The sequence below is a fragment of the Candidatus Sulfotelmatobacter sp. genome (assembly GCA_035504415.1).
GTDB lineage: Bacteria > Vulcanimicrobiota > Vulcanimicrobiia > Vulcanimicrobiales > Vulcanimicrobiaceae > Vulcanimicrobium.
On sequence record DATJRY010000011.1, the window covers coordinates 419,315 to 437,371 of the forward strand.

An 18,057-nucleotide genomic window follows, 5' to 3' on the forward strand; every position below is an offset into this window, starting at 1 on the left:
GCCGAGCGGGGGCTCGCACGATTCTCGGTCCGCACCAGTCGCCCCTCGTCTGCGAGGTGTGCCGGCCCAGCGCGCTCACATGTGCATCGGGTTGCCGATGTCTTTCGCGTCCATCGACTCGATGTGCGCGAGCGTCACCGTCCAATCCTCAGCCGTGATCCCGAGCTGACCACGGAACGGGTACTGCAGCTCGAAGATCATCGCGAACAGCGTCACGATGATGACCGCGATGCACGACGTCATGGTGACGTGCACGCGCCGGTTGTCGACCCCGAACAGGTAGCTGAAGATGATCACGACGCTCGCGCCGACGAACAGGACCACCCACTCAAACCAGCTCACGCCGGAGCGATTGCCGGCCAGCCGCCGCAAGCGCGCGTCGTGGATGTCGGTCAGCGTGCGGATCGTGATCAGCTGCGCGTTGGTTTGCGCGGGGTTCACCGGTATGTACGTGCCGGCGCTGTCGATGGCGTCCATCAGCAGCTCGTCGCCGCGCGGGCTGAAGCCGCCGGTCCGCATCAGCGGCCACTCCTCGTTCTTCATGAGCATGGCGTACTGCATCATGTCCGACCGCAGCCGGGTGCGCACCGAGGGCGGATAGCCGACGGCGCTATGCCAGACGTCGGTGACGGCCGACGCTTCCAGCGCCAGCCGCTCGCGGGTCTCGTCGTACTGCTGCCACACCACCACGGTCACGAAGCCGAGCACGACGGCGTAGACCATGCCCGCGACCGCGATCAGAAAGCCGGCGACTTCGTTGTGGGGCAGGAACGACTCGGCTTTGAAGCGGCGGTGAACGATCACCAGGCCCCCGCCGGCAATACCGATCGCGAGCGCGATCGCAACGGCGAGCACCACGATGGCGGGGATCTCGTACACGAACTAAGCCTCCGCGGGATTCTTTCGTATGGATCGCGCCGGGTTGCCGACCTGTTTGTCGCCGGCGGGGACGTCGCGAATGACGACGGCGCCCGCCCCCGTCAGCGCGCCGTCGCCGATCGTGATCGGCGCCACCAGGGAGTTGTTGGTGCCGATGAAGACGTCCTTGCCGATCTCGGTGCGGTGCTTGCGCACGCCGTCGTAGTTGCAGGTGATCGCGCCGGCGGCGAAGTTGGTGCGATCGCCGACGCTGGCATCGCCGATGTAGGCCAGGTGGTTGGCCTTGACCTCGTCGCCCAGCACGGCGTTCTTCAGCTCGACGTAGTCGCCGATGCGCACGCTCGCGCCGACCCGCGAGCCTCCGCGCAGGTGGGCGAACGGTCCGATGCGGGTCCCGGCGCCGACCTCGGAGTCGAGGATGATGCTCTCGGTGACGATCACGTCGTCGGCCAGGATCGCGTTGCCGAGCCGGCAGTTCGGACCGATCGCGCAGTTCGCGCCGATGCGCGTTCGCCCGCCGATGGCGGTGTTCGGGTAGACGACGGTGTCGGGCCCGATCGTCACCTCGGGCGCGAGGTAGGTCGTCGCCGGGTCGACGATCGTCACGCCCGCGCGCATCTGCGCCTCGCACAGCCGCTGGTTGATGACGGCCCGCGCCGCGGCCAGCTCAACCCGGTCGTTGACGCCCAGCACGCTGCGGTAGTCGGCCGCCGGCACGGGCACGACGCGGTTGCCGGCCGCGATCAGCAGCTCGACGGTGTCGGTCAGGTAATACTCGCCCTGCGCGTTGCTCGCCCCGATCCGTCCGATCGTCTCGCGCAGCGCGCCCTCGTCGTAGGCGTACAGGCCGGCGTTCATCTCGTCGAGCGCCAACTGCGCGGGGGTGCAGTCCTTGGCTTCGACGATGCGCGCGACCGCGTTCCCCGCGCGCACGATGCGCCCGAAGCTCGAGGGCAGCGGCATGCGCGCGGTGACCAGCGCCAGCGCGGTCCCGGCGTCGGCGTCCAGCGCGGTCTGCACGTCCTCGACGATCGCGGCGTCGATCGACGGCATGTCGCCGTAGGCCACCACCAGCGCTCCCTCGCGCGGCTCGAGTGCGTCGAGCGCGGTGCGCACCGCGTGCCCGGTGCCAAGCTGCTCGGCCTGCTCGACGACCTGCACGCCGAAGCCGCTCAGGTGCGGCGCCAGCTCGGGATTCGCCACGACGACGATCTCGTCGACGCGCGCCGCGCGCAGCGCTTCGAGCACCCACCACAGCATCGGCCGGCCGCACACCTCGTGCAGCACCTTCGGCCGGGAGGACTTCATGCGCGTCCCCTTGCCGGCCGCCAGGACGATCGCCCGCGTGCTCATCCGTCGATCTCCGGTTTCGGTTCGGGCGTCTTCTGCCACTCTTTCTGTTCCTTGGCGCTCACGCCGCCCAGCGCGTCGAGCGCGACGCGAAACCGCTCGCGGCACAGATCGCGCCCGAGCAGCTCCATCGAGTCGAACAGCGGCAACGAGGTCGGGCTGCCGCTCATCGCGACGTAGTAGACGCGCGCGAGGTCGCGGAACTTGCGCCCCAGCGTGTCCGAGACACCCTTGAGCACCGCCTCGATCGACGTCTTGTCGAAGGTGCGCGCGAGGTCGAGCCGCCACATCGCCAGCGCCAGCGCGCGTCGCAGGTCGTCGCCCTCGACCTTGGCGCCGGCGAACGACTCCTTCGTCACCGGGAGCCGACCGGCGAACAAGAACGCGGCCAGCAGACCGATGTCGCTCAGGCGTTCCATGCGCGAGCCGGCCAGCGCCGCGATGGTCAGCACGCGGTCCTCGCCGAAGCCCCACTCGCGCAGGCGCTCCACCAGCTGCGCGGGCGTGAGCTCGCGCAGATAACGCCCGTTGAGCCAGTCGAGCTTGGCGACGTCGAAGACCGGACCGCCCAGCGAGATGTGCTCGACGCCGAAGCGCTCGCGCCAGAGGGTGTCGAGATCGAACATCTCCTGGCCTTCGACCGACGAGGAGATCAGCAGTCCGAGAAAGTTCAGCAGCGCCTCGGGCAAGTAGCCCATCTGCCGGTAGAAGAGGATACCGGTGGGGTTCTTGCGTTTGCTCAGCTTCGAGCGGTCGGGGTTGCGCAGCAGCGGGACGTGCAGCAGCTGCGGCGCTTCCCAGCCGAAGTACTGATACAGCAGCAGGTGCTTGGGCGCGGACGAGATCCACTCTTCGCCGCGGATGACGTGCGTGATCTCCATGAGGTGATCGTCGACGACGTTGGCGAGATGATAGGTCGGCAGACCGTCGCTCTTGAGCAGCACCTGCATGTCGACCGTCGCCCAGTGGATCTCGATCTCGCCGCGCAGCAGGTCGTGCACGACGCACACGCCGTCGCGCGGCACGACCATCCGCACCACGAACGGCTCGCCGGCGCTCGCGCGCGCCAGCGACTCCTCGGCCGGGATGAACTGGCAGTGCCCGTCGTAGTGCTGCGGAATCCCGGCCGCACGCTGCGCCGCGCGCAGCTCCTCGAGCCGCGCCGGCGTGCAGAAGCAGCGGAACGCGTGACCGTTCTCCAGCAGCTCGTCGGCGTATTTCCGGTAGATCGCGGACCGTTCGCTCTGGCGGTACGGCCCGAACGGGCCGCCGACGTCGGGACCTTCGTCCCAGCTCAGGCCGGTCCAGCGCAGCGCTTCGAGGATCGCGCGCTCCGACTCCGGCGTCGAACGAGCCTGATCGGTGTCCTCGATGCGCAGGATGAACTGCCCGCCGTTCTTCCGCGCGAACGCATAGTTCACCAGAGCAACGTATGCCGTTCCCACGTGCGGATCGCCCGTAGGAGAAGGCGCGACGCGCGTGCGGACGCGGCGCGCCAAAGTGGTCCCGCTCACCTCAGCCGACCAGCTCTCTCCGCTTGCCGCACTCGCGTTCGACGAAGGCGATGATCTCCGAGAGCGGAGCGCCGGGGGTGAAGATCTCGCGCACGCCCAGGCGTTTGAGCTCCGCCGCGTCGTCGGGCGGAATCGTCCCGCCGCCGAAAAAGACGATGTCGTCGGCGTTCTGCGCGCGCAGCTGCTCGACGACCAGCGGGAAGAGCGTCATGTGCGCGCCCGAGAGGATCGAGAGCCCGATGCCGTCGGCGTCTTCTTGGATCGCGGTCTGCACGATCTGCTCGGGCGTCTGGAACAGCCCGGTGTAGATCACTTCCATCCCGGCGTCGCGGAGCGCGCGCGCGATCACCTTCGCGCCGCGGTCGTGACCGTCGAGTCCGGCCTTCGCGACGATGACGCGCAGTGGTCGGGCGGGGGCGTTGGTTGCCATCTTAGAACTGGGTCGTCTCCGTGTAGCGGCCGAAGACCTCGACCATCGCGTCGACGATCTCGCCTTCGGTACAAACTGCGCGCACGCAGTCGATCAGATAGGGCATCACGTTGGCCTCGCCGCGGCACGCGCGCTTGAGCGCCGCCAGTGACGCGGCTGCCGCTGCGCCGTCGCGGTTGGCGCGCACGTCTTGCACCGAGCGCGCCTGTCCCTCCTCGATGTCGCGGCCGATCTTGAGCAGGTCCATGTCCTGCGCTTCCGCCGGCCGCTCGAAGGCGTTGACGCCGACGATGACGCGGTCGCCCGACTCGATCGAGCGCTGGTAGCGATACGAGGCGTCGGCGATCTCGCGCTGCGGGTAGCCGGCCTCGACCGCCGGGACCATCCCGCCGAACTCCGCGATCCGCTCGAAGTACTCGAGCACCTGGCGCTCCATCTCGGCGGTCAGCGCTTCGACGTAGTACGAACCGCCCAGCGGGTCGACGACGTTGGTGACGTTCGTCTCGTACGCCAGCACCTGCTGGGTGCGCAGCGCGATCTCGACCGACTTCTCGGTGGGCAGCGCGAGGACTTCGTCCATCGAGTTGGTGTGCAGCGACTGCGTGCCGCCCAGCGCGGCCGCCATCGCCTCGAAGGCGACGCGCACGATGTTATTCTCGGGCTGCTGCGCGGTCGCGCTGCAGCCGGCGGTCTGGGTGTGGAAGCGCAGCTGCCACGAGCGCGGGTCCTTCGCGCCGTAGACGTCGCGCATGCGCCGCGCGTAGATGCGCCGCGCCGCGCGGAACTTCGCGATCTCTTCGAAGAAGTCGATGTGGCTGTTGAAGAAGAACGAGAGCCGCGGCGCGAACGCGTCGACGTCCATCCCGCGCGCCATCGCCGCCTCGACGTACGCGAACCCGTCGGCCAGCGTGAAGGCCAGCTCTTGGGCCGCCGTCGAGCCCGCCTCGCGAATGTGGTAGCCGCTGACCGAGATGGTGTTCCACTTGGGCATCTCGCGCGTGCAGAACTCCATCATGTCGACGATGATGCGCACGTGCGGCCGCGGCGGAAAGATCCATTCCTTCTGCGCGATGTACTCTTTGAGGATGTCGGCCTGCAGGGTGCCGCCCAGCGCCGCGCGCGGGATACCCTTGTTCTCGGCGGTGACGATGTACTGCGCGAAGGCGATGGCGGCCGGACCGTTGATCGTCATCGAGGTCGTGATCGCGCCCAGGTCGATCCCGTCGAAGAGCGTCTCCATGTCGCGGATCGAGTCGATCGCGACGCCGCACTTGCCGACCTCGCCCAGCGCCTTGGGGCTGTCGGAGTCGTAACCCATCAGGGTCGGCATGTCGAACGCGACCGAGAGCCCCATCTGCCCCTGCGCGAGCAGGAAGTGGTAGCGCTCGTTGGTCTGCTTGGCGTTGCCGAAGCCGGCGAACTGACGCATCGTCCACAGCCGCGAACGGTACATGGTCGGATGGATGCCGCGCGTGTACGGGAACTCGCCGGGGACGCCCAGGTCGCGCGCCAGATCGAGGTCGGCGACGTCTTGCGGACCGTAGAGCGTCTTGAGCGGGACGTCCGAGATCGTCCGGTCGACCGCGCCCGAGCCCTTCTCGGTACGGGGCGGCGTGCGCGCCGCTTTGGCCTCCCAGCCCTCGACTTGTGCACGGTACTCCGGCGTCGGATCGGGCCCGAGGCCGGACGCGCGGTCAATCATCTTGGCCACCCTTTGGTCTTCCCTCAGAGGCCGCCGCGCACCCGTGCCTTGGTCGCCGCCGTGTGCACGGCGGAGCGCAGCTCGGCCGGCAGCGCCGGCGCGCGCAGCGAGACGTCCCAACGGTCTCCTGCCTCCTCGCCCGGCCCGACCAGCGCGACCAAACCGATCCGATCGCCGGCGGCGGCCAAGGTGGCCCCGATCCCCTGCGGTGCGCGCCCGAGCGGTACCACGGCGACGTCGGCGGCGTCCAGCTGCGCCGCCGCGTCGCCGGCCGAGCGGGCCGTCAGGACCGTGAATCCCAAGCGGACGAGCCGCCCGGCCAGTTCGGCCGGGTTCTCGTCGACGACCAGCACCGTGCGCTGCCCCGGCGCTTCGCGCGGGTCGTCGGCCAACGTCATCCGCAGCCAGCCCGCCTCGGCCACGCCCAGGCCGCCGGCGTGCCGCTGCGCGACGCGCCGCGCCAAGTGGACCGCCAGCGACCCGGCCGGGATCGGGATCGTCAACGCGCGCGGATCGCCCGAGAACACGATGGCCAGGCCGGTCGTGCCCGGCTCGGTGCGCGCATAGAGCCGCATCCCGGCCTCGCGGGCGCGTTCGTTCAGGCGCGTGAGCGCCAGCTCGAGCAGCAGCGCGTCGCCGACGACGCGCGCGGGGCCCCGGCTCTCGACCGGGATCGCGATGCGCCGCAGCAGCGCCGCGACGTCCAGCGCCGTCCACTGGGGCTCGGCGGCGCGGCGCTCGATCTTCCCCAACAGCTCGATGTCGTCGGCCAAGCCGCCGATGTGCTGGCCGCTGGCGCGCATGAGCGCCAGCGCTTCGCGCGCCTCGAGCGGGAAGCGGTCGTCCTCCTCCAACAGCCGGGCGAAGCCGACGATGCTGGTCACGGGACCGCGCAGCTCGCGCGCCAACCGCGCCACCAGCTCGGCCTCGGCGTGACGCGCCTCGAGGACCTCGACGCGATGCCGTTCCTGCTCGTCCTCGTCGACGCGCCGCAGCAGCTGCTTGCGCCGCTCCAGCTCGCCGACCGCGAGCTGCGCGATGCGGGGCAGCTGCGCGCGCTGCTCGGCCGTCAGCGACCGCGGCCGCACGTCGAACACGCTGAGCACGCCGATGCGTTCGCGTTCGGGCGTCACCAACGCGACGCCGGCATAGAAACGAAAGCGGTGCTCGCGCACCAACGGATTGGCCGCCAGCTCCGGCTCCGCGTCCAGGTCGGCGATCTCGAGCACGTCCTCGCTGCGGATCACGCGCTCGGCGAAGGCCACCGCGCGCGCGACGGCCGGCGGGCGTGCGATCCCGAAGGTCGCTTTGACGTCGGCGCGGTCGGCGTCGAGGAACGCCAGCACGGCGACCGGCGCGGCGCAACGGCTCGCCGCCAGCTCGGCCAGCATGTCGTAGACGAACTCGGCCTCGGTGTCGAGGATACGATACGCTTGGAGCGCGCGCAGACGCCGCTCTTCAGAGCCCGCGGACACGGTCGGTACCGCTTTCGTTCGTCAATTGCACACGACTTGCTCGCCCAGCGTGTTCCAGTTCCGCACCCGGTCGTTGCGATCGAAGAAGATCACGATGCGCGTGGCGCGCTCCGAGCACGAGGTGCGCGCTTGCGCGAACTCGACCGAGGCCACGCCGTCGGTGGCGTTGACCAACCGGTGCCCGACTCGCGCGGCCAGCGCGGCCACCTCGGCGCGCGACGCGCCGGTGCGCAAGGAATGCACGAACACGATCTGCTCGATGCGGTCGGGCACCGCGAACACGAAGAAGAACGCGATCGCCACGACCACCACGGCACCCAGCGCGACGTACTGCGCGATGCGCAAGCGGCGCGCGCGTTCGGCGGCCGTGCGCGGCCCGCGCAGAAAGCGCACGCTCAGAGCCCTTTGACGGTCGCGCGCACGACGTTGGCGGTGCGCACGTTCCCGGTCGCGTGGACGCCGTCGTGGATGCCGAAGCTCGCGACGACGGTCTCGGCGGCGGCGTAGGGGTCGAGCGCGTCGTCAAGCCCGACGATCGCGCCCTCGACGCGTTCTTCGAGCGTGCCCATCGCCAACTGGCGCACGCGATGGGCGAACGCGTCGCGCCGCTTGGCGCGCAGCTGGCCGCTCTCGCGCAGCCACGCGTCGTGCGCGAGGATCGCGTTCCAAAGCGCGTCGATCCCCTTGCCGGTCAGCGCCTGCGTGCTCACCAGGGCCGGCACCCACCCGGCATAGTCGAGCATCTCCATCATCGAGCGGATCTCGCGCTGCAGCTGCAGCGCCATCGGGTGATCGCTCTTGTTGACCACGAACACGTCGGCGATCTCGAGCACGCCGGCCTTGAGGACTTGGACCGAATCGCCGCTGCCGGGCTGCAGCGCGACGACGGTCGTGTCGGCGATCTCGGCGATCTCGATCTCCGACTGTCCGACTCCCACCGTCTCGATGAGCACGACGTCCAAGCCGAACGCGTCCATCAGCGAGGCCGCGTCGGCGGTCGCGCCGGCGACGCCGCCCAGGTGGCCGCGCGAGGCCATCGAGCGAATGAACACGCCGGGATCGACGAAGTGCTCGGCCAGCCGGATGCGGTCACCCAGCAACGCGCCGTGCGAGAACGGCGAGCTGGGATCGACCGAGATGACGCCGACGGTCTTCCCGAGCGCGCGCAGGTGGGTGACCAGCGCGCCGCTGATCGTCGACTTGCCGACCCCGGGCGGTCCGGTGAGTCCGACCGTCAGCGCTCTGCCGGTGAGCGGGTAGAGCGCCCGGATCAGCTCCGCTCCCCGGCCGGCCTCGCAGCGCGAGATCGCTCGCGCGAGCGCGCGCGGCTCACCTGCGCGAAAGGCCTCCAGGAGATCCGTCATCGCGCCTTCGCGTTCACGGACGCGCGGCGCCATCCTTCGCTCGGCGTGCGGACCGCAGCGCAGCGAGGACCGCGATGGCTTCGCCGGAGGCGAAGCCGCCTATGCGGCGTCGGTGGACGAGTCGTCGACGACCGCTTCGACCGCGGCGGCCAGCTCGTCGACCGCGTGCTCGAGGTTGTTGAACTTCGCGGCAACCTTGCGTTGGTCGATCCGCCCGGTCAGCGGTTCGGTGACGTCCTGTACGAAGGTGCGACGGTCGACGCGCCGACGAACGCCTTCGAGCAGCTCCTTCGTTCTTCGTTCATCCATTGTGAAGAGGATGGTACCCGCGCAGCCCAAGCAGACAAACGCCCAAAGGTCACCTCCGCCCCAGGAGTGACGGGCACGACGCGCAGCGTACGAAGCTCCGTGACCTCCACCGGCTACGTTCGCACCCCGACGATCACCGACGACCGGATCGTCTTCGCGTGCGAGGACGATCTGTGGATCGTCGGCACCGAGGGAGGGATCGCTCGCCGGCTGACCACCATGCGAGGCGAGTGCTCGCTTCCCCGGCTCTCGCCGCAGGGCACGCAGCTGGCGTTCGTCGGCCGCGACGAGGGCCACCCCGAGCTGTACCTGATGGACGCCGAGGGCGGCGTCCCGCGCCGGCTGACGTTCCTGGGCAGCGAGGTCGTCCACGCCTCGGGCTGGTCGGCCGACGGCCGCTTCGTCTACTTCACGGCCGACAGCGGCTCCGCGTTCGCCCGCGAGACGCTGGCCTTCCGAATCGACGTCGAGGGCGGCGAGCCGGTCGAGCTGGGGATCGGCCACGCGATGACGGTCGCCGTCGCCCCGTCGGGCGCGACGTTGTTGGGCCGCAACGCCGTCGACCCGGCGCGCTGGAAGCGCTATCGCGGCGGCACCGCCGGCCATCTGTGGGTCGACGCGCGCGGCGACGGCGAGTATCACCGCATCTGCAAGGAGCTCGACGGCAACCTGGTCTGGCCGCAATGGCTGGGCGAGCGGGTCGTGTTCCTGTCCGACCACGAGGGGATCGGCAACCTCTACAGCGCGCTGCCCGACGGCAGCGACGTGCAGCGGCTGACCGACGAGCGCGAGCACTACGCCCGTTTTCCCGCCACGGACGGCACGCGCGTCGTCTACGCCTGCGGCGGCGAGCTGGTGCTGGTCGATCCGCGCGACCGCAGCGTGCGCCGCGTCCCGGTGCAGATGCCGTCGACGGCGCCGCAGACCGCGCGCCGCTTCGTCGACGCCGGCGAGCTGCTCGAGAGCTGGTGTCCCGCGCACGACGGCACGCAGGTCGCGCTGGTCAGCCGCGGGCGCGCCTTCACGATGCCGTTGTGGGAGGAAGCCGTCACCGAGCACGGCCCCGACGACGGGGCGCGCCGGCGGCTGGCGTGCTGGCTGCACGACGACGCGCGGCTGGCCTACGTCGACGACGTCGCCGGCTACGAACGCGTCGCGATCGTCGGCCGCGAGCAAGACGCGCCGCCCGCGTACGTGACGACCGACGATCACGGCGTGCTGCACGAGCTGGCGACCTCGCCGGCCGGCAACCGCATCGCGTTCGCGACCAATCGGCTCGAGCTGTGGATCGCCGACGTCGGCGCGCCGCCGCGCAAGGTCGACACCAGCATCGGCGAGCGCATCGAAGGGCTGGCGTTCTCGCCCGACGGCGAGTGGCTCGCCTACGTCTGGTCGCCGAAGGCGCACACCACGATCGTGCGGCTCGTCGAGTGCGAGAGCGGCCGCATCGTCGACGCGACGATCCCCCTGCGCGAGGACCGTTCGCCGGCCTGGGACCCGGCCGGCAAGTATCTGTACTTCCTCTCGACGCGCGACTTTCACCCGGTCTACGACGCGCTGCAGTTCGAGCTGAGCTTTCCCGAAGCGTCGCGCCCGTATCTGCTCACGCTGCAGTCGACGCTGCCGAATCCGTTCGTGCCCAAGCCGGCACCGCTGCACAAGGCCGATGACGACGGCGACGACGACGACAAGGACGACGACAAGAAGCGCCCGCAGCCGATCGTCGTGCAAGCCGACGGACTGCCGCTGCGCATGGTCGCGTTTCCGGTCGAAGAGGGCGACTACGCGCAGATCGCCGGCGCCAAGGGACGGGCGGTCTTCACCCGCTATCCCGTCCACGGCATCCGGCCGGGCGAGCGCGATCGCGAGGGCGAAGGCGGCGAGCTGCTGGCCTACGATTTCGAGGAGCAGCGCAGCGCGACGCTGGCGCTCGAGGTCGACGAGTTCGTGCTCGGCGCCGACGGCCGCACGCTGATCTATCAGTCCGAAGGCAAACTGCGCGCGATCGACGCGGCCGGCGAGCTGCCCGAGGACGGCGACGTCGACGACAAGCCGCCGGCCGAACCCGGCCGTCGCAGCGGCTGGCTCGATCTCTCGCGCATCAGCGTGCGCGTCGAGCCGCCGGCCGAGTGGCGGCAGATGCTGCGCGAAGCGTGGCGCTTGCAGCGCGAGAACTTCTGGGACCCGCAGATGTCGGGCGTCGATTGGCCGGCGGTGCTCACCCGCTACGAAGCGCTGCTGCCCAAGGTGCGCACGCGCAGCGAGCTCTCCGACGTCATCTGGGAGATGCAGGGCGAGCTGGGCACCTCGCACGCCTACGAGACCGGCGGCGACCGGCCGCAGCCCCCGCCGTACCGGCGCGGCTTCCTCGGCGCCGATATCGCGTGGGACGACGCCGTGCAGGCCTATCGCATCGCGCGCATCCTGCGCGGCGATCCGTGGAATCGCGAGGCCGACTCGCCGTTGGCCGAGACCGGCGTCGACGTGCGCGAAGGCGACCTGCTGATCGCGATCGGCGGCCGCCCGCTCTCGCCCAGCGTGGGACCGGGCGCGCTGCTCGTCAACCAAGCCGGCCGCGACGTGGTTCTGACCATCGTGCGCGGACTCGGAAGCACCCCGCGCCGCGTGCTGGTGCGCACGCTGCGCGACGAACGGATGCTGCGTTACCGGGCCTGGGTCGAGGCGAACCGGGCGACGGTCCACGCGCGCACCAACGGGCGCGTCGGCTACGTCCACATCCCCGACATGGGCCCGTGGGGCTTCGCCGAGTTCCACCGCGGCTATTTGAGCGAGTTCGACCAGGACGGGCTGGTCGTCGACGTGCGCTTCAATCGCGGTGGCCACGTCTCGGCGCTGCTGCTCGAGAAGCTGGCCCGCAAGCGCGTCGGCTACGACGTCGCGCGCTGGTCGCCGCCGTTCCCGTATCCGGAAGAGTCCGTCGCCGGCCCCATCGTCGCGGTCACCAACCAGTTCGCGGGCAGCGACGGCGACATCTTCAGCCACTGCTTCAAGCTCTACGGCTTGGGACCGCTGGTCGGGATGCGCACCTGGGGCGGCGTCATCGGCATCCATCCGCGCCACCGGCTGGTCGACGGCACCGAGACGACGCAGCCGGAGTTCTCGTTCTGGTTCACCGACGCCGGCTGGGGCGTCGAGAACTACGGTACCGATCCGACCAACGAAGTCGACGTCGCGCCGCAGGACACGCTGCGCGGCGAGGACCCGCAGCTGGCGACGGCGATCGCGCTGATCAACGACGCGCTCGCGAGCGCGCCGGCGCGACCGGTCTTTCCGCCGTTCCCGAATCGCGCCGGCCGCCGGTGACCTACGACTACGTCGTCGTCGGCGCCGGGCTCGCCGGCGCGACGATGGCCGAGCGGCTGGCCAGCCAGCTCGACGCGCGCGTGCTCGTGGTCGACAAGCGCCCGCACCTGGCCGGCAACGCGCACGATCCGCGCGGCGCCGACGGGCTGCGCTACCACGCCTACGGACCGCACATCTTCCACACCAACGCGCAACACGTCGTCGACTACCTCGGCGCCTTCACGCGCTGGCGTCCGTACGAGCACCGCGTCCTCGCGCGGGTCGGCGGGCATCTGTTGCCGATCCCGATCAACCGCACGACGCTCAGCCATTTTGCCGGCCGCGAGCTCGACGACGCCGCCGCCGCCGCGTATCTGGCGCAGCGCGCGGAGCCCCTCGCTCGCATCGCCAACTCGCGCGACGCGATCGTCGCGCGCGTCGGGCGCGAGCTCTACGAGGCGTTCTTCGCCGGCTACACCCGCAAGCAGTGGGGCATCGACGCCGCGCAGCTCGACGCCTCGGTCTGCGGCCGCGTCCCCACCCGCACCAGCGACGACGACCGTTACTTCGGCGACCGCTTCCAGGCCATGCCGGCCGACGGCTTCGACGCGCTGGTGCAGGCCATGCTCGACCACCCGCGCATCGACCTCGCGCTGGGCTGCGATTTCACCGCCGTCGAGGGTCGCGTCGCCTTCGATCACCTCGTCTACACCGGCCCGATCGACGAGTTCTTCCATCACCGTTTCGGCGCGCTGCCGTACCGCTCGCTGCGCTTCACCTTCGAGACGGTCGCCGCACGCGACGGGCTGCCGGTCGCGGTGGTCAACGAGCCCGACGAGGCGACGCCGTTCACCCGCACCACCGACTACCGGCACCTGACCGGCGAGCACGGCCCGCGCACGGTGCTCGGCCGCGAGTACGCGCACGACGGCGGCGAGCCGTACTACCCGGTCCCGATGCCCGAGACGCGCGAGCTGTACCGCAAGTACGCGGCGCTGGCGGCCGCGCAGCGCCACGTCACCTTCGTCGGCCGGCTGGCCGAGTATCGCTACTACAACATGGACCAAGTGGTGGCGTCGGCGCTGGCGGCCTTCGAGAAGCGGGCCCGGACGGCGGCCGTCGCGTCCTGACCGCGCCGCGGCGTCAGCGGATCGGGAAGAGCGTGTCGGTGTGGGTGTAGTCCGGCCGGCCGCTGCCGTCGGTGAAGTGGGTCAGGTCGACGACGGTCAGCTCCTCGCCGTTGGGCGAGAGGGTCAGCTGGAGCTGGCGGATCGCGAACGAGGTCCGGTAGATCGCGTTGGCTTCCATCCCGTCGGGCGAGTAGCTCAGCGAGACGGTCCCCCAGGCGCAGGCGGTCGGCTCGCACTGGCCGTCGACCGAGAGCAGCGGGCCACCGCCGCTGCGGCGGATGACCAGGTCGGCGATCCCGCCGGTGAGGGGTTTGGCGTACCAGGCGCCCACCCAAGGGGCCGGAATGGCGGCCTGCGCGCTCGAGGGAGCCGAGCCGAGGACCGCGGTAGCCGCGACGGCGGCGGCGAGGAAGGGCTGGAATGAGAGCTTCATGCCCTGATGCTAGGCTGAAGCGGAGACCGTGTGCTTGGTCGCGGATGAAGGTTCGCTTGGTCTGAGATAAAAGTCGGCTGGGCCGTTGCTGGGACGCGCGCGGCGGCCCACAATGACGAGGACCGTCCTTGACGCCCCACCCGGGCGCGTGATACGCTCCCCGAGCCGAAGCAGGACCCTCGGGTCCTCACCGGATGCCTGCGGGCGATCCGGTTCTTCTCTGACAAGCGGAGACCGCTTCGGCGTCTTCGCTTTTTTGTGTCCCTTCCGGAGAGTTTGTCATAGCACGACCGCTTCGCGTCAACGAGCAGATCAGAATCCGCCAAGTCCGCGTCATCGACGACGACGGCACTCAGCTCGGCGTCATGCCGACCGAGGAAGCCCTCTCGCGAGCGCGCGGTAAAGGGTTGGACCTCATCGAGGTCTCACCGACGGCGGTTCCCCCGGTTTGCCGTATCGGCGACTACGGTCGACTGAAGTACGAGCAGTCGAAGAAAGACAAAGAGGCGCGCAAGAAACAGCGCAACTACGAGTTGCGCGAAGTCAAGCTCCGCCCCAAGATCGACGTCCACGACTACGAAGTCAAAGCGAAGATGGCCGAGCGCCTTCTTCTCGACGGCGGCAAGGTCAAAGTCACGATCATGTTCCGCGGCCGTGAGATCACGTACACGGCATTCGGAAAACGTCTTCTGGACCGTATCGCGAAGGATCTCGAGAACACCGCCGTTCTCGAGCGCGAAGCCAGACTCGAAGGCAAGAACATGTTTCTCATCCTCGCGCCGCGCGCGACGCCGCTCGGGCCGCCCAAGTTCGTTCACCACAAGGACGAGCCGCCGCCCAAGGACAGCGATCTTCATGCGGATTCCGATCCGCACGACGACGAGCATCCGAGCGACGAGCATGCGGAAGCGACCATCGGGGGAGCCAGTGCCTAAAATCAAGACGCACCGCGGAACGGCGAAGCGGGTCAAGGTCAGCGCCAACGGCAAGGTGACGCATCGTCACCAGTTCGACGGCTGCGGCCACATCCTCAGCAAGAAGTCGCGCAAGCGCAAGCGGAACTTCCGCAAGGACCAGCCGACTTTCAAGGGCGATCTGAAGCGCTTCGCGCCGCAGATCCCGTACCTGCTGTAAGCGGAGGACTGTAGGAAATGGCTCGTATCAAACGCGGTCTTTCGAAGATCAAGCATCGTCGCAAGGTCATGAAGCTCGTCAAGGGCTTCCGCGCCGCGCGCCGCCGCAACTATCGCGTCGCCAACGAGGCGCTGCTGCACTCGCTGGCCTACGCCTTCCGCGACCGTCGCGTCCGCAAGCGCGATTTCCGCTCGCTGTGGATCGCGCGCATCAACGCCGCCGCACGCCGCGAGGGGATCTCGTACTCCAAGCTGATGGCCGGTCTGAAGAAGTCGGGCGTCGCGGTCAACCGCAAGGCGCTGGCCGACCTGGCCGTCCACGACGCCGCCGCCTTCGGCCGCCTCACCGCGCTGGCCAAGGACGCCGTCGGCACGACGACCGCCGCCTAGCCGGCGACCGGCTCCACCAAAAGCAACAGGGGCGCCAATCGGCGTCCCTGTTCTCGTTTTTCGTCGGATTCCGAAACCTGAGCGAGCTGCCGATAGTATGGTCGTCAGCAGTCGTTCCCTCGCGTTTCGGAGGCCTTTGATGCTCGTTCGTTCCTGGAGGACGTCGCTCTCCGTCGGTGCGCTGGCGCTGGCGATGCTCGTCGGCACCGCCGCGCCGTCCTCGGCGTTCCTCGACAAAACGCGCTTCGTCGCGCACCTCGGCGTCGCGTACTTCGCGTTTCATCATTGGGTGTGGCTCCCGTATCGGCTGGGCGCGTTCCAGAGCGGGGCGCCGCATCGCCTTTCCACGATCGTGAAGGGCGGCGTGGCGCTGCTGTTCGCTTACCACGAAGTGCGCGTCGCAGAGAAGATCGCGCACGACAGCAAGGACCCGCTGCTGCAAAAGTTCGACGGCGCCCTCTCCGGGCTCGAAGCGAACTTCCAGGCCGTCGGTCAGAAGTTCAAGGCCGGACAATTCAGCCCGCAAGACGTTGCCAGCCTCGGCGCGTCGACCACGTCGATCAAATCGCTGGCACAGTCAGCGGGCCTCGACATCCAGGACAAACCGGTCCCGGTCCCGGTCCCGGGACTCTGAGCGCTCGGCGCTAGCGTTCGCGCGCGGTTGCCGCAAGCGCTAGCGCGACGTGCGCGGCGATGCCCGTCGCCATCGCGGTCTCGTCGATGTCGAAGGCCGGATGGTGGTTGGGGTTCGCGTGCGAGGCGTCACCGGCGCCGAGGAACGCGAAGCACGCAGGGACCTCGTTGGCGAAGTACGAGAAGTCCTCGCTGCCCATGATCGGCGGGATCTCGACGACGCGCGGCGCGCCCAGCTCGGCCACCAGCGTCTCGCGCAGGAACGCGGTCTGCGCGGGGTCGTTGGTCGTCACCGGGTACGACGCGTGCCAGTCGAGCGTGCAGTGCGCGCTGCCGGCCGCGCAGGTGTGCTCGGCGATCCGGCGGATGCGGCCTTCCATCGTCGCCCGCGTCGTCTCGCTGAACGTACGCACCGTTCCCTTGAGCGCGACGCGCGGCGGGATGACGTTGTAGGTCGTGCCCCCGTTGATGGCGCCGATCGTCACTACCGCCGGTTCGACCGGATCGACCTCGCGGCTGACGACGCGCTGCAGCGTGCCGACCAGGTCGGCGGCGACGACGATCGGATCGACGGCGGTGTGCGGCATCGCGCCGTGGCCGCCGCGTCCTTCGACGACGAGATCGAACTGGTCGACGGCCGCCATGATCGGGCCCGGCCGCACGCCGATCACGCCGGAGGGCAGAATGCACGAGATGTGCAGCCCGAACGCGCGCGCGATCTCGAAGCGGCCGATCAGACCGTCGCGCAGCATCGCCTTCGCGCCGCCGCCGCCCTCTTCAGCCGGCTGGAAGACGAACGCGATCCGTCCATGCAGCTCGTCCGCGCTCGCGACCAGCGCGCGTGCCGCGCCGAGCAGCATCGCGACGTGCGCGTCGTGACCGCACGCGTGCATGACGCCGGCGTTCTGCGAACGGTACGGTGCGTCGCTCTCCTCCTGCATCGGCAGCGCGTCCATGTCGGCGCGCAGCATGACGGTCCGGCCGTCGTGCCCACCGCGCAGCAGCCCGACGACGCCGGTCTCGCCGACCCCGGTGTGGACCTCGAGGCCGAGGCCGCGCAGCGTCTCGGCCACGATGCCGGCCGTGCGGACCTCGCGGAAGCCCAGTTCGGGGTGCGCGTGCAGGTCCCGGCGGACGGCGACGGCCTCCGAGAGCAGGTCGGGAGCGAGAAGCGAGGCGGCCATCGGGCGGCCTTCGCCGTACGGTCCGGGAGACCGCTCACCCGGCGCGGAAGCGGCAGCGCATGGCAACGGATCCGCCTGCCGCCCTCGACGTCCCGCCGGGCCCCCCGGCGGACGCTCTGCAAAAGCTCACGACGGGCAACGTGCGGTTCCAGGGTGGCCGCGCGACCCGCCGCTACCCCGACTATCAGGGGCCGTACGCGGAGAAGCAGCACCCGTACGCGGCCGTCCTCGCCTGCGCCGACTCGCGTGTCGCCCCGGAGAGCGTCTTCGACGAAGGGCTGGACAAGCTGTTCGTCTGCCGCGTCGCCGGCAACACCGCCGACGACGTCGTGATCGGGTCGCTCGAGTACGCCGTGACCGCCCTGGGCGTCTCCCTGGTCGCGGTGGTCGGTCACAGCGCCTGCGGCGCCTGCGACGCGACGCTGGACAGCCTCAACGCGGGCGTCCTTCCCGGAGGGAGCCTGGGATCGGTCGTCCGGGCGATCTTGCCGGCGACGGCCCACCTCGACCGGCGCCTCCCGCCCGACCAGCAGCTCCGGGCGCTGATCGCGTCCAATGCGCAGCTCACGGCGACCACCCTGTCCATGAATCCCGTCCTGCGCGCCGCCCGGCAGGCGCGCACGCTCGGGGTCGTCTGGGGCGTCCAGGACCTGCGCAGCGGCCTCGTGAGCTGGGGCCCTACCCCGGCGGGTTGACACCGCGAACCGGCCTCTGGTTCAATCAGCCCACATGTCCCGTCCGTATCTTCTTGCCTGGTATTTTGGCTGCACGGCTCTCGTGTCGGTCGAGCTCGGCAACGCGTAACGCAGGGACCAACGACTGCACCGC

The 18,057-nt window shown here is 69.9% G+C and carries 18 protein-coding genes; 7 read left to right on the forward strand and 11 right to left on the reverse strand.

Annotated elements, in window-relative coordinates:
• Nucleotides 1–75 precede the first annotated feature (75 nt).
• The 9 genes from VMD91_08385 to VMD91_08425 all read right to left on the reverse strand — a co-directional run bounded on the left by VMD91_08385 (nucleotide 76) and on the right by VMD91_08425 (nucleotide 9,023).
• Nucleotides 76–879: a hypothetical protein gene (locus tag VMD91_08385; protein HTW84067.1), complete on the reverse strand. Its 804-nt coding sequence runs from the start codon at nucleotides 877–879 to the stop codon at nucleotides 76–78.
• 3 nt (nucleotides 880–882) lie between these two features.
• Nucleotides 883–2,232 carry a bifunctional UDP-N-acetylglucosamine diphosphorylase/glucosamine-1-phosphate N-acetyltransferase GlmU gene (gene glmU / locus VMD91_08390; protein HTW84068.1) on the reverse strand — a complete coding sequence of 450 codons (1,350 nt, stop codon included), beginning with the start codon at nucleotides 2,230–2,232 and terminating at the stop codon, nucleotides 883–885.
• Complete coding sequence (gltX, locus tag VMD91_08395) at nucleotides 2,229–3,743, reverse strand: glutamate--tRNA ligase (protein HTW84069.1); 1,515 nt, start codon at nucleotides 3,741–3,743, stop codon at nucleotides 2,229–2,231. The genes glmU and gltX overlap by 4 nt, the downstream gene beginning before the upstream one ends.
• Nucleotide 3,744: 1 nt before the next feature.
• Nucleotides 3,745–4,173: a cobalamin B12-binding domain-containing protein gene (locus tag VMD91_08400; protein HTW84070.1), complete on the reverse strand. Its 429-nt coding sequence runs from the start codon at nucleotides 4,171–4,173 to the stop codon at nucleotides 3,745–3,747.
• Between the two features lies 1 nt (nucleotide 4,174).
• Entirely contained in the window at nucleotides 4,175–5,875 is a 1,701-nt protein-coding gene (locus tag VMD91_08405) for a methylmalonyl-CoA mutase family protein (protein HTW84071.1), read from the reverse strand.
• Between the two features lie 23 nt (nucleotides 5,876–5,898).
• Complete coding sequence (locus tag VMD91_08410) at nucleotides 5,899–7,350, reverse strand: histidine kinase dimerization/phospho-acceptor domain-containing protein (protein HTW84072.1); 1,452 nt, start codon at nucleotides 7,348–7,350, stop codon at nucleotides 5,899–5,901.
• Nucleotides 7,351–7,371: 21 nt separating this feature from the next.
• On the reverse strand, nucleotides 7,372–7,743 hold the full coding sequence (locus VMD91_08415; GenBank protein ID HTW84073.1) for a hypothetical protein: 372 nt from the start codon (nucleotides 7,741–7,743) through the stop codon (nucleotides 7,372–7,374).
• Nucleotides 7,744–7,745: 2 nt separating this feature from the next.
• Nucleotides 7,746–8,714, reverse strand: a complete 969-nt coding sequence (gene meaB / locus VMD91_08420; protein ID HTW84074.1) for a methylmalonyl Co-A mutase-associated GTPase MeaB — start codon at nucleotides 8,712–8,714, stop codon at nucleotides 7,746–7,748.
• A gap of 99 nt (nucleotides 8,715–8,813) precedes the next feature.
• A complete protein-coding gene (locus VMD91_08425) occupies nucleotides 8,814–9,023 on the reverse strand; it encodes a hypothetical protein (GenBank protein HTW84075.1) in 210 nt (69 codons plus the stop codon).
• A gap of 99 nt (nucleotides 9,024–9,122) precedes the next feature.
• On the opposite strand from VMD91_08425, the gene VMD91_08430 reads away from it, so the two are divergent.
• Together VMD91_08430 and glf are read left to right on the forward strand one after the other, a co-directional pair.
• On the forward strand, nucleotides 9,123–12,347 hold the full coding sequence (locus tag VMD91_08430) for a PDZ domain-containing protein (protein HTW84076.1): 3,225 nt from the start codon (nucleotides 9,123–9,125) through the stop codon (nucleotides 12,345–12,347).
• Nucleotides 12,344–13,456: a UDP-galactopyranose mutase gene (gene glf, locus VMD91_08435; protein HTW84077.1), complete on the forward strand. Its 1,113-nt coding sequence runs from the start codon at nucleotides 12,344–12,346 to the stop codon at nucleotides 13,454–13,456. Before VMD91_08430 ends, glf begins: the two co-directional genes overlap by 4 nt.
• A 13-nt stretch (nucleotides 13,457–13,469) precedes the next feature.
• Here the strand turns inward: glf and VMD91_08440 are convergent, their stop codons facing one another.
• On the reverse strand, nucleotides 13,470–13,889 hold the full coding sequence (locus VMD91_08440; protein HTW84078.1) for a hypothetical protein: 420 nt from the start codon (nucleotides 13,887–13,889) through the stop codon (nucleotides 13,470–13,472).
• A 281-nt stretch (nucleotides 13,890–14,170) separates the two neighbouring features.
• On the opposite strand from VMD91_08440, the gene infC reads away from it, so the two are divergent.
• The 4 genes from infC (at nucleotide 14,171) to VMD91_08460 (ending at nucleotide 16,046) form a co-directional block, all read left to right on the forward strand.
• Nucleotides 14,171–14,824 (forward strand): translation initiation factor IF-3, encoded by a 654-nt coding sequence (infC, locus tag VMD91_08445; GenBank protein ID HTW84079.1) that lies wholly within the window; start codon nucleotides 14,171–14,173, stop codon nucleotides 14,822–14,824.
• Nucleotides 14,817–15,023, forward strand: a complete 207-nt coding sequence (gene rpmI, locus VMD91_08450; GenBank protein HTW84080.1) for a 50S ribosomal protein L35 — start codon at nucleotides 14,817–14,819, stop codon at nucleotides 15,021–15,023. Before infC ends, rpmI begins: the two co-directional genes overlap by 8 nt.
• A 17-nt stretch (nucleotides 15,024–15,040) precedes the next feature.
• Nucleotides 15,041–15,412 carry a 50S ribosomal protein L20 gene (gene rplT, locus VMD91_08455; GenBank protein ID HTW84081.1) on the forward strand — a complete coding sequence of 124 codons (372 nt, stop codon included), beginning with the start codon at nucleotides 15,041–15,043 and terminating at the stop codon, nucleotides 15,410–15,412.
• A 139-nt stretch (nucleotides 15,413–15,551) separates the two neighbouring features.
• Complete coding sequence (locus VMD91_08460) at nucleotides 15,552–16,046, forward strand: hypothetical protein (protein ID HTW84082.1); 495 nt, start codon at nucleotides 15,552–15,554, stop codon at nucleotides 16,044–16,046.
• Between the two features lie 10 nt (nucleotides 16,047–16,056).
• On the opposite strand, the gene VMD91_08465 is transcribed toward VMD91_08460, so the two are convergent.
• Nucleotides 16,057–17,229, reverse strand: coding sequence for an amidohydrolase (locus VMD91_08465; GenBank protein HTW84083.1), 1,173 nt, complete (start codon nucleotides 17,227–17,229; stop codon nucleotides 16,057–16,059).
• Nucleotides 17,230–17,288: 59 nt separating this feature from the next.
• Between VMD91_08465 and VMD91_08470 the strand changes: the two genes are divergently transcribed.
• Nucleotides 17,289–17,924, forward strand: coding sequence for a carbonic anhydrase (locus tag VMD91_08470; protein ID HTW84084.1), 636 nt, complete (start codon nucleotides 17,289–17,291; stop codon nucleotides 17,922–17,924).
• The last annotated feature ends 133 nt before the right edge of the window (nucleotides 17,925–18,057 follow it).

Excerpts from the sequence above, each read along its gene's own strand:
- VMD91_08425 (HTW84075.1), bottom strand. The coding sequence starts at position 9,023 with ATGGATGAACGAAGAACGAAGGAGCTGCTCGAAGGCGTTCGTCGGCGC.
- glmU (HTW84068.1), bottom strand. The coding sequence starts at position 2,232 with ATGAGCACGCGGGCGATCGTCCTGGCGGCCGGCAAGGGGACGCGCATG.
- VMD91_08405 (HTW84071.1), bottom strand. The coding sequence starts at position 5,875 with ATGATTGACCGCGCGTCCGGCCTCGGGCCCGATCCGACGCCGGAGTAC.
- VMD91_08470 (HTW84084.1), top strand. The coding sequence starts at position 17,289 with ATGGCAACGGATCCGCCTGCCGCCCTCGACGTCCCGCCGGGCCCCCCG.
- VMD91_08400 (HTW84070.1), bottom strand. The coding sequence starts at position 4,173 with ATGGCAACCAACGCCCCCGCCCGACCACTGCGCGTCATCGTCGCGAAG.
- meaB (HTW84074.1), bottom strand. The coding sequence starts at position 8,714 with ATGACGGATCTCCTGGAGGCCTTTCGCGCAGGTGAGCCGCGCGCGCTC.
- VMD91_08460 (HTW84082.1), top strand. The coding sequence starts at position 15,552 with ATGCTCGTTCGTTCCTGGAGGACGTCGCTCTCCGTCGGTGCGCTGGCG.
- rplT (HTW84081.1), top strand. The coding sequence starts at position 15,041 with ATGGCTCGTATCAAACGCGGTCTTTCGAAGATCAAGCATCGTCGCAAG.
- VMD91_08465 (HTW84083.1), bottom strand. The coding sequence starts at position 17,229 with ATGGCCGCCTCGCTTCTCGCTCCCGACCTGCTCTCGGAGGCCGTCGCC.
- VMD91_08440 (HTW84078.1), bottom strand. The coding sequence starts at position 13,889 with ATGAAGCTCTCATTCCAGCCCTTCCTCGCCGCCGCCGTCGCGGCTACC.